This window comes from Enterobacter cloacae complex sp. P13B, assembly GCF_014895915.1.
GTDB lineage: Bacteria > Pseudomonadota > Gammaproteobacteria > Enterobacterales > Enterobacteriaceae > Enterobacter > Enterobacter bugandensis.
In genome coordinates, this window is sequence record NZ_JADBQN010000047.1 from 12,161 (window position 1) to 25,665 (window position 13,505).

Below are 13,505 nucleotides of genomic sequence, written 5' to 3' on the forward strand. Positions count from 1 at the left end.
TTTCTGACAAGAATCAGCATCGTCCTTATGACCCAAATCATTCCATCAGACTTCGACATTACAGCCGAAGACAGCACCGAGTTCGTGCCCATGCGCGGCGTGACCAACTGCCATTTGCAGACCATGCTGCCGCGGCTGATCCGCCGCAAGGTCCAGTTCACTCCGCACTGGCAACGGCTCGATCTGCCGGACGGTGATTTTCTGGATCTCGCCTGGAGCGAAGCGCCGGAACAGGCTCTTCATAAGCCGCGTCTGGTGGTTTTTCACGGTTTAGAAGGCAGCCTGCACAGTCCGTATGCGCATGGGTTAATTGAGGCCGCCAAAGCGCGCGGCTGGCTCGGCGTGGTGATGCATTTTCGCGGCTGTAGCGGCGAGCCGAATCGTCAGAAACGCATTTATCACTCGGGTGAAACCGAAGATGGCACGTGGTTTCTGCACTGGCTGCGGGAAAATTATGGCACCGCGCCAACGGCCGCCGTGGGCTACTCGCTGGGCGGTAATATGCTCGCCTGTCTGCTGGCCAAAGAGGGCGAAAGCGTACCGCTGAATGCGGCAGTGATTGTCTCCGCACCGTTTATGCTGGAGCAGTGCAGCTACCACATGGAAAAAGGCTTTTCTCGCGTCTATCAGCGCTATCTGCTCAACCTGCTGAAAGCCAACGCGGCGCGAAAGCTGAAAGCCTATCCGGATACCCTGCCGGTAAGCCTGCGCCAGCTGAAAAAGGTACGCTGCATCCGCGAATTCGACGATCTGATCACCGCCAAAATTCACGGCTTCGCCGATGCTATCGACTATTACCGACAGTGCAGCGCCATGCCGCTGCTCAGCAAAATCACGCAGCCGACGCTGATTATTCACGCCAAAGATGACCCGTTCATGGATCATCACTCTATTCCCGCGCAGGAATTCCTGCCTGACAACGTTCACTACCAGCTGACCGAACATGGTGGCCACGTGGGGTTCATCGGCGGCACGCTGCGCAGGCCGAAAATGTGGCTGGAAGCGCGCATTCCTGACTGGCTGACTCCTTATCTGGATGGTGCAAAATGATCATTCCCTGGCAGGATCTGGCTCCCGAAACGCTCGATAATCTGATTGAAAGCTTTGTATTACGCGAAGGCACCGATTATGGTGAACATGAGCGTTCGCTTGAGCAAAAGGTCAACGATGTAAAACGCCAGCTGAAAAGCGGCGACGTGGTGCTGGTGTGGTCAGAACTGCATGAGACGGTCAATATCATGCCCCGCAACGCGTTTCACGGCTGATCTTCCAACCTTTTCCGTCAGGGAGTTGCTATGTCTGCCAGACATCCCATTATTGCCGTTACGGGGTCGAGTGGTGCGGGAACCACCACCACCAGCCTCGCTTTTCGCAAGATTTTCGCCCAGCTGAATCTCCGTTCTGCGGAGGTCGAAGGCGACAGCTTTCACCGCTATACGCGGCCTGAGATGGACATGGCGATCCGCAAGGCACGCGATTTGGGTAAACACATCAGCTACTTTGGCCCGGAAGCCAATGATTTCGGCCTGCTGGAGCAAACCTTCCGCGAATACGGTCAGAGCGGTACCGGGCAGTCCCGTAAGTATCTGCACACCTACGACGAAGCCGTACCCTGGAATCAGGTGCCGGGCACCTTTACCCCCTGGCAACCGCTGCCGGAACCCACCGACGTGCTGTTTTATGAAGGATTGCACGGCGGCGTTGTCACACCTCAGCACGACGTGGCGCGCCATGTGGATCTGCTGGTCGGGGTGGTGCCGATCGTTAACCTGGAGTGGATCCAGAAGCTGACGCGCGACATGAGCGAGCGCGGCCATTCGCGCGAGGCGGTAATGGACTCGGTGGTGCGCTCCATGGAAGATTACATCAACTATCTCACGCCGCAGTTCTCCCGCACGCACATTAACTTCCAGCGCGTGCCGACGGTGGACACTTCCAATCCGTTCGCGGCGAAAAGCATCCCGTCGCTGGATGAGAGCTTTGTGGTGATCCACTTCCGCAATCTTGAAGGCATTGATTACCCCTGGCTGCTGGCGATGCTGCAGGGCTCGTTTATTTCCCACATGAATACGTTAGTGGTTCCCGGTGGAAAAATGGGGCTGGCAATGGAGCTGATCATGACGCCGCTGGTGGAGCGACTGATGGAAGGGAAGCAGATCGCGTGAACATGTTCCCTCTCCCCGTGGGAGAGGGTTAGGGTGAGGGCATCAACACGCACGATGCCCCAATAATTAAGCCTCGATCACTTCATACGAATGGGTGATTTTTACCGCTTTCTCCAGCATTAACGCCACAGAGCAGTATTTCTCCGCAGAGAGATCCACCGCGCGTGAGACCGCCGCGTCTTTCAGTTCTTTCCCGGTGACAACAAAGTGCAGATTAATGTGGGTGAACAGGCGTGGCGCCTCTTCGCGACGCTCTGAGGTGAGTTTAACCTCGCAATCCGTCACGTCATGACGGCCTTTTTGCAGAATCGACACCACATCAATCGCGCTGCATCCGCCTGCCGCCATCAGCACCATTTCCATTGGGCTTGGAGCTTTATCGCCGGAGTTACCATCCATCAAAATTTGGTGTCCTGATGCGGACTCGCCCAGGAACGTTAAACCTTCAACCCACTTCACGCGCGCTTGCATATTCATTAACTCCAACGTTGCATTTTTGGTGACAGATTACGCGTGCGTTACATTTCTCGCAATGGAAGGCGACCTGCATCATGCTGAAGCGAGACACCAGGAGACACGCGGCAAAAGCTATGCTAAAACACTCAGGATGCTACAGTAATACATTGACGTTACACATGTATGCAGAGGACATCAAACTTTACTGGCTGCGAAACGTTACGACAGCCGACTTCCCAGGGTATGGGTAAGAATTCGATTGCAACCCCAGAGTCCGGATGCATCTGATGACTCTGGTGACAGCTTATAACAGAGGATAACAGCGCATGGTGCTTGGCAAACCGCAAACAGACCCGACTCTCGAATGGTTCTTGTCTCATTGCCACATTCATAAGTACCCATCGAAGAGCACGCTGATTCACCAGGGTGAAAAAGCGGAAACGTTGTATTACATCGTCAAAGGCTCGGTGGCAGTGCTGATCAAAGATGAGGAAGGCAAAGAGATGATCCTTTCCTATCTGAACCAGGGCGATTTTATCGGTGAACTGGGCCTGTTTGAAGAAGGCCAGGAACGTAGCGCCTGGGTTCGCGCAAAGACAGCATGTGAAGTGGCTGAAATTTCTTATAAGAAATTCCGTCAGCTGATTCAGGTAAACCCTGACATCCTGATGCGTCTTTCTTCCCAGATGGCGCGCCGTCTGCAGGTGACGTCAGAGAAAGTGGGTAACCTCGCCTTCCTGGACGTGACTGGCCGTATCGCGCAGACTCTGCTGAACCTGGCGAAACAGCCAGACGCGATGACCCACCCGGACGGCATGCAAATTAAAATTACCCGTCAGGAAATCGGTCAGATCGTCGGTTGCTCCCGCGAAACGGTGGGCCGTATTCTGAAAATGCTGGAAGATCAAAACCTGATCTCCGCCCACGGTAAAACCATCGTGGTTTACGGAACCCGTTAATCCTGCCTAAACGGCGTGCCATCGCAAGGTGTCACGCCGTTTTTGTCTCTATTCCCCATGTGGCGCAGGCTGATCTATCACCCGGAAGTTAACTACGCACTACGACAAACGCTGGTGCTGTGTCTTCCCGTGGCCGTGGGCCTGATCCTGGGACATCTTCAGCAGGGCCTGCTGTTTTCTCTCGTCCCCGCCTGCTGCAACATTGCCGGTCTGGACACGCCCCATAAACGCTTTTTCAAACGTCTGATAATTGGCGGCTCGCTGTTTGCTGGCTGTAGCCTCGCGGTGCAGCTTCTGCTGGCTCGTGATATTCCCCTGCCGCTGATCCTGACCGTGCTGGCGATGACCCTCGGCGTCACCGCCGAAATCAGCTCGCTCCATGCCCGTCTGCTTCCCGCGTCACTCATTGCGGCCATCTTCACCCTGAGCCTCGCCGGTAATATGCCCGTGTGGGAGCCGCTGCTGATCTACGCCCTCGGCACGCTGTGGTACGGGCTGTTTAACTGGTTCTGGTTCTGGCTGTGGCGGGAGCAGCCGCTGCGCGAATCTCTGAGCCTGCTCTACGTGCAGCTTGCGGATTACTGTGAAGCCAAATACACCCTGCTCACCCAGCATACGGATCCGGAAAAATCCTTACCGCCGCTGCTGACGCGCCAGCAAAAGGTGGTAGATCTGATAAGCCAGTGCTATCAGCAGCTGCATATGCTCGCCGCCAACAAGAACCACGAATATAAACGGCTGTTGCGCACCTTTCAGGTGGGGCTGGATCTTCAGGAGCATATCTCCGTTAGCCTTCACCACCCGCAGGAGGTGCAAAAGCTGGTTGAGCGCAGCCATGCCGAAGCGGTGATCCGCTGGAACGCGCAGACCGTCTCCGCGCGCCTGCGGATGCTGGCCGATGATATTCTCTACCACCGCTACCCCACGCGCTTTAACATGGACAAACAGCTCGGCGCGCTGGAGAAAATCGCCCGTCAGCACCCGGATAACCCGGTCGGCCAGTTTGCCGCCTGGCACTTCAGCCGCATCGCCCGCGTGCTGCGCACCCAGCGCCCGCTTTATTCCCGTGACCTGATGGCGGATAAACAGAAACGTCTGCCGCTGCTGCCGGCGCTGAGAAGCTACCTGTCTCTGAAATCTTCCGCTCTGCGCAACGCTGCAAGGATTAGCGTCATGCTCAGTATCGCCAGCCTGATGGGCATGGCGCTCCACCTGCCGAAACCGTACTGGATCTTAATGACCGTGCTGTTTGTTACCCAGAACGGCTATGGCGCCACGCGGGTGCGCATTCTGCACCGGGCAGGCGGCACGATGGCGGGGCTGATTATTGCGGGCGTGACGCTGCATTTTCACGTGCCCGAAGGCTATACCCTGGCGGGCATGCTGGCGATCACCCTGGTAAGCTATCTAATCATTCGCAAAAACTACGGCTGGGCGATGGTGGGCTTTACGGTGACGGCGGTATATACCCTGCAGTTGCTGACGCTTAACGGCGAACAGTTCATCGTTGCCCGCCTGATCGACACGCTGATTGGCTGCCTGATCGCCTTCGGCGGCATGGTCTGGCTCTGGCCGCAGTGGCAGAGCGGGCTGCTGAGGCAGAACGCCCACGACGCGCTGGAGGCCGATCAGCAGGCCATTCGACTGATCCTGAGCGACGATCCGCAGCCTTCCCCCCTGGCGTATCAGCGGATGAAGGTCAACCAGGCGCACAACGCCCTGTTTAACTCGCTCAACCAGGCGATGCAGGAGCCGGGCTTTAACTCACACTATCTTGCCGATATGAAGCTGTGGGTCACGCACAGCCAGTTTATCGTCGAGCACATTAACGCCATGACCACGCTGGCGCGCGAGCACACCATGCTGACGCCGGATCTGGCGCAGCGCTATTTGCAGTCGTGTGAAATTGCGTTGCAGCGGTGTCAGCAGCGTCTGGAGTATGACGCGCCGGGTGAGTCGGGGGATTCGAACATTCTGGAGGCACCGGAGACGCTGACCCACGGCCCGATGAGCACCCTGGAGCAGCATTTGCAGCGTATTCTCGGGCATCTGAACACCATGCACACCATTTCGTCGGTGGCATGGCGTCAGCGCCCGCATCACGGCATTTGGTTAACCCGGCGGTTAAAGCGAACCGAGTATTAGCCTTTTACGATCTTCTCGACCGCCGCGGCAAAGCGGGTTAACCCGTCTTCAATATCTTTCTCTTCCACCACCAGCGACGGCGCAAAGCGCATCACGTCCGGGCCGGCATTTAGCACCATCACCCCTTCGTGGGCGGCTGCGTGCAGGAAATCGCGCGCGCGGCCTTTGTACTGCGGCTTAAGTTCCGCACCAATCAGCAGCCCCATGCCGCGGATCTCGCTGAAGACGTCGTACTTATTGTTAATCTGCTGAAGATGCTGCACAAACAGCTCGCGCTTCGCGCTAACGCCGTTCAGCACCTCTGGCGTGTTGATGATGTCGAACGCGGCACCTGCCACGGCGCTCGCCAGCGGGTTACCGCCATAGGTCGAGCCGTGAGACCCGACGTGGAACGCAGAGGCAATCTCCTGCGTCGTCAGTACCGCACTCACCGGAAAACCGCCGCCGAGCGCTTTCGCGCTGGTCAGAATATCCGGCGTCACGCCGTAGTGCATGTAGGCAAACAGCTCTCCGGTACGCCCCATCCCGCACTGCACTTCATCAAACACCAGTAGCGCCTGATGTTCGTCGCACAGTTCGCGCAGCCCTTTCAGGAATTTCTGGGTTGCCGCGGTCACGCCCCCTTCGCCCTGAATCGGCTCCACCACCACCGCGCAGGTGTGGTCGTCCATCACCGCTTTCACCGCGTGCAGATCGTTAAACGGCACGTGGATAATGTCGGCTGGTTTCGGACCGAAGCCGTCGGAATACTTCGGCTGGCCGCCAACGGAGACGGTAAAGAAAGAGCGTCCGTGGAAGGCGTTATGGAAGGCGATGATTTTAGTTTTGTACGGGCTGTGGCGCGTGGTGGCGTAGTAGCGCGCCAGCTTAAAGGCGGTTTCGTTAGCTTCGGTGCCGGAGTTCATAAACAGCACGCGCTCGGCAAACGTGGCATCAATGATCTTGCGGCCCAGGCGCAGCGCAGGTTCGTTGGTGAACACGTTGCTGGTGTGCCACAGGGTTTCGCCCTGGGTTTTCAGCGCGTCCACCAGCGCAGGATGGCAGTGGCCCAGCGCCGTGACCGCAATACCGCCCGCGAAATCCACATACTCCTTGCCCTGCTGATCCCAGACGCGGCTGCCTTTCCCCTTCACCGGGATAAATTCAGCCGGTGCATAAATCGGCAGAATAACTTCATCGAATGTCGCGCGGGTAATTGCTGGTTGTTCAGTTGCCATGTCATGCCCATCCATTTTATGTCACATTCATTGTGAAAATATAATCACAAAATATGCATAAAAACTCACAACAAGGCAACAGATATTCAGCGATTGAGGAAATTTGCCAGCAGGGCGTGCCCCTGCTCGCTGAGGATACTTTCAGGGTGGAACTGGACGCCTTCGAGATCCCACTCGCGGTGGCGAATCCCCATGATCTCCTGCGTATCGCTCCAGGCGGTCACGTCAAAGCAGTCGGGCAGCGTCGGTGGGTCAATCACCAGCGAATGGTAGCGCGTCACGGTTAGCGGGTTATTGAGCCCTGTGAATACGCCCGTGCCGGTGTGGGTGACCGGCGAGGTTTTGCCGTGCATCACTTTCGCGGCACGCACGATGGTAGCCCCAAATGCCTGGGCAATCGCCTGATGACCGAGACAGACGCCCAGGATCGGCAGCCTGCCGGCATAGTGGTGAATAACCTCCAGAGAAATGCCCGATTCCGACGGCGTACACGGTCCCGGCGAAATGACGATTTTCTGCGGAGCCAGCGTCTCAATATCAGACAGGCTAAGTTCGTCGTTGCGGCGGACAACCACCTCTGCACCCAGTTCACAAAAATACTGGTAAAGGTTCCAGGTGAAGGAATCGTAGTTATCAATCAGCAGAATCATGGCGGCTCCCGAAAAAAATGCCGCCCTATTCTACTCAGATTCCCGCGCTTCGCTCACTACTTTGGCAAAGATAGCGCTCAGCGCGGTCAAATCGCCCGTGGCACCGCTTCGGTTCGCCGCCACCCACTGCTCGGGATCAATATCCCGCCAGTCCAGCGCGTAATTCGCGTGGATGGCCAGCTGCTCAAAGAAGACGCGCTGAGCAATGCCATTACCGCGCATAAAGGGATGCAGCATGTTGATTTCACAGTAGTAATGGCTCACTTTTTCAACAAACGCCGCTTTATCAAGACCCACAAGATACTTATCACTTTCCAGCGCTGCCATCAGTTCGTTACCCATCGTCTCGATGTACTCAAAATGGCAGAAGGGAATGTCACCCTTAAAAATATCGTCGGTACGGAATTCGCCTGCCTGCTTCATCTCTCTGTGATACAGATGGCGATGAATGAGGCACAGATGCGGTAGCCCGGGCGCTGAAGGCCCAAGCTCCAGCGTCTCAATGCCGGGCTCTGAAGGACCATTACCTTTTTCAAGTAGACAACTGGCCTGAAAATTGACGTTACGCTGTTGCTCCCAGAGACGGGATTTTTGCTTATCGGTGAGTTTTTTCACTTAACGCCTCCCTGAATAGTCCGTTTGCCACAAGTATAAGCAGCAAAACGCGCTTTCGCAGGGAGGGGTCACAACACGGGCGAGGATCGCCCGTGCCAAAGAGGATTACGGCAGAACTTTTGCAGAGATGATAACGACAGGTTTAGACGGCACATTCTGGTATGGACCGACATCGTGGGTCTGAACCTGAGAGATTTTGTCCGCCACGTCCATCCCTTTCACAATTTTACCGAAGACCGCATAGCCGAAGTCGCGCTGGCCGTGGTCGAGGAAAGCGTTATCCGCCACGTTGAGGAAGAACTGGCTGGTGGCGCTGTCTTTATCCGCCGTGCGCGCCATGGAGATGGTGCCGCGCTTGTTCAGCAGGCCGTTGTCCGCTTCGTTTTTGATGGGTGGGTTAGGCTGTTTCTGCTGCATCTGCTCGTTGAAGCCGCCGCCCTGAATCATGAAGCCAGGGATCACGCGGTGGAAGGTGGTGTTGTTATAGAAACCACTGTTCACATAGTCGAGGAAGTTTTTCACAGAAACCGGAGCTTTCTGGCTATTCAGTTCCAGCTCAATGTTCCCGGCAGAGGTGGTCAGCAGAACGTGAGGGTCCCCTTTGGCTGCCAGCGCAGCAGGGGAAACGGCAGAAAGAGCAAACACAGCTGCGCCAGCCGCCAGTGTTGATTTGAGCATGAGAATTCCTTAACAAAGCGCAGTATAAAAAGCGAATGGCTTGATTCTAAAGAGCAGTATGAACCGAGACCAGCCTTTTACCTAATTTTACGAAATTGAAACAATTATTACTGCGCAAACGATTGGTTATACCGCCATTTAGTGTGACTTAGATCACACTAAAACCTGCAATGGCATATTCATTTCCCTTAAAAGATAGGAATAGATCACTTTAGCGACTAAAATCTGCCCGCTCTCAGCGCCCTCCCGGCGCTTTTCTTTTTCTGAACAGGCCAGACATGACTAACAGCAATCGCATCAAGCTCACATGGATAAGCTTCTTCTCCTACGCCCTGACCGGCGCGTTGGTGATCGTCACCGGGATGGTGATGGGAAATATCGCAGACTACTTCCAGCTGCCCGTTTCCAGCATGAGTAACACCTTCACCTTCCTCAACGCGGGGATCCTGATCTCAATCTTCCTGAATGCCTGGCTGATGGAAATCGTCCCGCTGAAAACCCAGCTGCGCTTCGGCTTCGTGCTGATGGTTGCCGCCGTGGCGGGCCTGATGTTGAGCCACAGCATCGCCCTGTTCTCCGCCGCCATGTTCGTGCTGGGCCTGGTCAGCGGGATCACGATGTCGATCGGTACGTTCCTTATTACGCACATGTATGAAGGCCGCCAGCGCGGCGCGCGCCTGCTGTTTACCGACTCCTTCTTCAGCATGGCCGGGATGATTTTCCCGATGGTCGCCGCGTATCTGCTCGCGCGCAGTATTGAATGGTACTGGGTATACGCCTGTATCGGTCTGGTCTATGTCGCGATCTTCATTCTGACCTTCGGCTGTGACTTCCCGGTGCTGGGCAAAAAAGCGCAGACCACCTCAGAACCGGTGGCGAAAGAAAAATGGGGTATCGGCGTGCTGTTCCTCTCCATTGCCGCCCTGTGCTACATCCTCGGTCAGTTGGGCTTTATCTCGTGGGTACCTGAATACGCTAAAGGTCTGGGCATGAGCCTGAACGACGCGGGCAAACTGGTGAGCGATTTCTGGATGTCTTACATGTTCGGCATGTGGGCCTTTAGCTTTATCCTGCGCTTCTTCGACCTGCAACGTATTCTGACCGCCCTGGCGGGTCTGGCGACCGTGCTGATGTATCTGTTCATCAACGGTGCCCCGGAGCATATGCCATGGTTCATCCTGACCCTGGGCTTCTTCTCCAGCGCGATTTACACCTCAATCATCACCCTGGGCTCCCTGCAGACCAAAGTGGCTTCGCCAAAGCTGGTGAACTTCGTGCTGACCTGCGGCACCATCGGCACCATGCTGACCTTCGTGGTCACGGGCCCGATTGTGGCGCACAGCGGCCCGCTGGCCGCGCTGCACACCGCTAACGGTCTGTATGCCGTGGTGTTTATCATGTGTTTCATTCTGGGCTTCGTGACCCGTCACCGCCAGCACAATACGGCAACGACTACCCACTAATCGTCAAAACCCCTTTGCGTTCTGCAAAGGGGTTTTAACCTGCTTACCCGCTCTGACTACCGATTCGTAATAAACCCCTCAAATTTGTGCGAAAAACAAGCAAGCACAAAAATCAAACAATATCCGTTACTTATAAAAAACCTGACAAATCATACATATACCCACTAAGGGGTAGGTGAAGGCGTATTTGATTTGCATCAATAAGTGCCCCTGCTGAATCGTTAAGGTAGGCAGTAATAGAAAAGAAATCGAGGCAAAAATGAGCAAAGTCAGACTCGCTATCATCGGTAACGGCATGGTCGGCCACCGCTTTATTGAGGATCTTCTCGATAAAGCCGATGCTGACCAGTTCGATATTACCGTGTTCTGTGAAGAACCCCGCAAGGCGTACGACCGTGTGCACTTGTCTTCCTACTTCTCTCACCATACCGCCGAAGAGCTCTCTCTGGTGCGCGAAGGGTTCTACGAGAAGCATGGCGTAAAAGTGCTGGTGGGCGAACGCGCTATCACCATCAACCGTCAGGAGAAAGTGATCCACTCCAGCGCCGGGCGTACGGTTTTTTACGATAAGCTGATCATGGCGACTGGCTCGTATCCGTGGATCCCGCCGATTAAAGGGTCGGAAACCCAGGATTGCTTCGTTTACCGTACCATTGAAGACCTCAACGCCATTGAATCCTGCGCACGTCGAAGCAAACGCGGTGCGGTTGTTGGCGGTGGCCTGCTGGGCCTGGAAGCAGCAGGCGCGCTGAAAAACCTCGGCGTTGAAACCCACGTTATCGAATTTGCCCCGATGCTGATGGCGGAACAGCTGGACCACATGGGCGGCGACCAGCTGCGTCGTAAAATCGAAAGCATGGGTGTGAAGGTTCACACCAGCAAGAACACCAAAGAGATCGTGCAGGAAGGCACAGAGGCGCGTAAAACCATGCGCTTTGCCGACGGCAGCGAGCTGGAAGTGGACTTCATCGTCTTCTCCACCGGTATTCGTCCGCGCGACAAGCTCGCCACGCAGTGCGGCCTGGCGGTAGCCCAGCGCGGCGGGATCATGATTAACGATACCTGCCAGACCTCCGATCCGGATATATACGCCATCGGCGAGTGCGCCAGCTGGAATAACCGGGTATACGGTCTGGTGGCGCCAGGATACAAAATGGCGCAGGTCGCCGTGGACCATATCCTCGGCAGCGAAAACGCCTTCACCGGCGCAGACATGAGCGCCAAGCTGAAGCTGCTGGGCGTGGACGTAGGCGGTATCGGCGATGCGCATGGCCGCACCCCGAACTCCCGCAGCTACGTCTATCTGGACGAAAGCAAAGAGGTCTATAAACGCCTTATCGTCAGCCAGGACAACAAAACCCTGCTCGGTGCAGTGCTGGTGGGCGATACCAGCGACTTCGGTAACCTGCTCCAGCTGGTGCTGAACGCCATTGAGCTGCCGGAAAACCCGGACGCGCTGATCCTGCCGGCGCACGCCTCCAGCGGTAAACCATCTATCGGCGTGGATAAACTGCCGGACAGCGCGCAGATTTGCTCCTGCTTCGACGTCACCAAAGGCATGCTGATCTCCGCCATCAACAAAGGCTGCCACACCGTTGCGGCGCTGAAGGCCGAAACCAAAGCCGGTACCGGCTGCGGCGGCTGTATTCCACTGGTGACTCAGGTGCTGAACGCTGAACTGGCGAAACAGGGCATCGAAGTGAACAACAACCTGTGCGAGCACTTCGCCTACTCTCGCCAGGAGCTGTACCATCTGATCCGCGTGGAAGGCATCAAGTCCTTCGACGAACTGCTGGAGAAACACGGCCAGGGTTACGGCTGTGAAGTGTGTAAACCGACCGTCGGCTCACTGCTGGCGTCCTGCTGGAATGAGTACGTGCTCAAACCAGAACATACGCCGCTGCAGGACACCAACGATAACTTCCTGGCGAACATCCAGAAAGACGGTACTTACTCCGTTATTCCGCGTTCCGCCGGTGGCGAAATCACCCCGGAAGGGCTGGTCGCCGTGGGCCGTATCGCACGTGAGTTTAATCTGTACACCAAAATCACCGGTTCCCAGCGTATCGGCCTGTTTGGCGCGCAGAAGGATGACCTGCCGGAAATCTGGCGTCAGTTGATTGAAGCGGGCTTCGAAACCGGTCACGCGTATGCCAAAGCGCTGCGCATGGCGAAAACCTGCGTGGGCAGCACCTGGTGCCGCTACGGCGTGGGCGACAGCGTGGGATTCGGCGTCGAGCTGGAAAACCGCTACAAAGGCATCCGTACCCCGCACAAAATGAAGTTCGGCGTCTCCGGCTGTACCCGTGAATGTGCGGAAGCGCAGGGTAAAGACGTAGGGATCATCGCCACCGAGAAAGGCTGGAACCTGTACGTGTGCGGCAATGGCGGGATGAAACCACGCCACGCCGACCTGCTGGCGGCGGATCTCGATCGCGACACGCTGATCCAGTATCTCGACCGCTTCATGATGTTCTACATCCGTACCGCCGATAAGCTGACCCGTACCGCTTCCTGGCTGGATAATCTCGAAGGCGGTATCGACTACCTGAAGTCGGTCATCATTGATGACAAGCTGGGTCTGAACGAACAGCTGGAATCCGAGATGGCTCGCCTGCGCGAGGCGGTGATCTGCGAGTGGACCGAAACCGTCAACACCCCGGCGGCGCAGACGCGCTTCAAACACTTTATCAACAGCACCCAGCGCGACCCGAACGTGCAGGTAGTGCCGGAGCGCGAACAGCATCGTCCTGCAACCCCGTATGAACGCATTCCGGTGATGCTGGTGGAGGAAAACGCATGAGCCAGTGGGTAAACATCTGCAACATTAACGACATTCTGCCATCAACCGGCGTCTGTGCTTTGCTGGGTAACGAGCAGGTAGCTATTTTCCGCCCTCGCCACGATGAACAGGTCTTTGCCATCAGCAATATCGATCCGTTCTTTGAGGCCAGCGTGCTCTCCCGCGGTCTGATTGCTGAACACCAGGGTGAGCTGTGGGTCGCCAGCCCGCTGAAAAAGCAGCGTTTCCGCTTAACCGACGGGCACTGCATGGAAGATGAAAGCTTCTCGGTGAAGCACTACGACGCCCGCGTGAAGGACGGCAAGGTGCAGCTCAAAGCGTAACCCTCCGCCTTTCCAATAGGAAAGGCTTATG

The 13,505-nt window shown here is 56.2% G+C and carries 13 protein-coding genes; 8 read left to right on the forward strand and 5 right to left on the reverse strand.

What is annotated here, in order from left to right; all coding sequences use genetic code 11:
* Positions 1-27: 27 nt before the first annotated feature.
* The 3 genes from IM273_RS18780 to IM273_RS18790 are packed head-to-tail and all read left to right on the forward strand — an operon-like array spanning position 28 to position 2,165.
* Positions 28-1,050 carry a hydrolase gene (locus IM273_RS18780; RefSeq protein WP_063438499.1) on the forward strand — a complete coding sequence of 341 codons (1,023 nt, stop codon included), beginning with the start codon at positions 28-30 and terminating at the stop codon, positions 1,048-1,050.
* Complete coding sequence (locus IM273_RS18785) at positions 1,047-1,265, forward strand: YheU family protein (protein ID WP_013099053.1); 219 nt, start codon at positions 1,047-1,049, stop codon at positions 1,263-1,265. The genes IM273_RS18780 and IM273_RS18785 overlap by 4 nt, the downstream gene beginning before the upstream one ends.
* 30 nt (positions 1,266-1,295) lie before the next feature.
* Positions 1,296-2,165, forward strand: a complete 870-nt coding sequence (locus tag IM273_RS18790) for a phosphoribulokinase (protein WP_028014646.1) — start codon at positions 1,296-1,298, stop codon at positions 2,163-2,165.
* A 66-nt stretch (positions 2,166-2,231) separates the two neighbouring features.
* Here IM273_RS18790 and IM273_RS18795 read toward each other — a convergent pair whose 3' ends face one another.
* On the reverse strand, positions 2,232-2,636 hold the full coding sequence (locus IM273_RS18795) for an OsmC family protein (RefSeq protein WP_008503018.1): 405 nt from the start codon (positions 2,634-2,636) through the stop codon (positions 2,232-2,234).
* 311 nt (positions 2,637-2,947) lie between these two features.
* Here IM273_RS18795 and crp point away from each other — a divergent pair, with 311 nt between their 5' ends.
* Both crp and IM273_RS18805 read left to right on the forward strand, forming a co-directional pair.
* The gene (gene crp / locus IM273_RS18800; protein WP_000242758.1) at positions 2,948-3,580 is read left to right on the forward strand and encodes a cAMP-activated global transcriptional regulator CRP; all 633 of its coding nucleotides are present in this window, start codon (positions 2,948-2,950) and stop codon (positions 3,578-3,580) included.
* 57 nt (positions 3,581-3,637) lie between these two features.
* Positions 3,638-5,725, forward strand: coding sequence for a YccS/YhfK family putative transporter (locus tag IM273_RS18805; protein WP_193050700.1), 2,088 nt, complete (start codon positions 3,638-3,640; stop codon positions 5,723-5,725).
* Here the strand turns inward: IM273_RS18805 and IM273_RS18810 are convergent.
* The 4 genes from IM273_RS18810 to ppiA form a co-directional block, all read right to left on the reverse strand.
* Positions 5,722-6,942 (reverse strand): aspartate aminotransferase family protein, encoded by a 1,221-nt coding sequence (locus IM273_RS18810; RefSeq protein WP_193050626.1) that lies wholly within the window; start codon positions 6,940-6,942, stop codon positions 5,722-5,724. The two genes, IM273_RS18805 and IM273_RS18810, sit on opposite strands and share 4 nt — an antisense overlap.
* An 86-nt stretch (positions 6,943-7,028) precedes the next feature.
* Positions 7,029-7,592 carry an aminodeoxychorismate synthase component 2 gene (gene pabA / locus IM273_RS18815; protein ID WP_028014649.1) on the reverse strand — a complete coding sequence of 188 codons (564 nt, stop codon included), beginning with the start codon at positions 7,590-7,592 and terminating at the stop codon, positions 7,029-7,031.
* A 30-nt stretch (positions 7,593-7,622) separates the two neighbouring features.
* The gene (locus tag IM273_RS18820) at positions 7,623-8,207 is read right to left on the reverse strand and encodes a putative adenosine monophosphate-protein transferase Fic (protein WP_059357228.1); all 585 of its coding nucleotides are present in this window, start codon (positions 8,205-8,207) and stop codon (positions 7,623-7,625) included.
* A 105-nt stretch (positions 8,208-8,312) separates the two neighbouring features.
* Positions 8,313-8,885 carry a peptidylprolyl isomerase A gene (gene ppiA, locus IM273_RS18825; RefSeq protein ID WP_193050628.1) on the reverse strand — a complete coding sequence of 191 codons (573 nt, stop codon included), beginning with the start codon at positions 8,883-8,885 and terminating at the stop codon, positions 8,313-8,315.
* 278 nt (positions 8,886-9,163) lie between these two features.
* On the opposite strand from ppiA, the gene tsgA reads away from it, so the two are divergent.
* The 3 genes from tsgA to nirD all read left to right on the forward strand — a co-directional run bounded on the left by tsgA (position 9,164) and on the right by nirD (position 13,474).
* Entirely contained in the window at positions 9,164-10,348 is a 1,185-nt protein-coding gene (gene tsgA / locus IM273_RS18830; protein WP_059357229.1) for an MFS transporter TsgA, read from the forward strand.
* 259 nt (positions 10,349-10,607) lie between these two features.
* On the forward strand, positions 10,608-13,151 hold the full coding sequence (nirB, locus tag IM273_RS18835) for a nitrite reductase large subunit NirB (protein ID WP_028014653.1): 2,544 nt from the start codon (positions 10,608-10,610) through the stop codon (positions 13,149-13,151).
* Positions 13,148-13,474, forward strand: coding sequence for a nitrite reductase small subunit NirD (gene nirD, locus IM273_RS18840; RefSeq protein ID WP_028014654.1), 327 nt, complete (start codon positions 13,148-13,150; stop codon positions 13,472-13,474). The genes nirB and nirD overlap by 4 nt, the downstream gene beginning before the upstream one ends.
* Positions 13,475-13,505 lie beyond the last annotated feature (31 nt).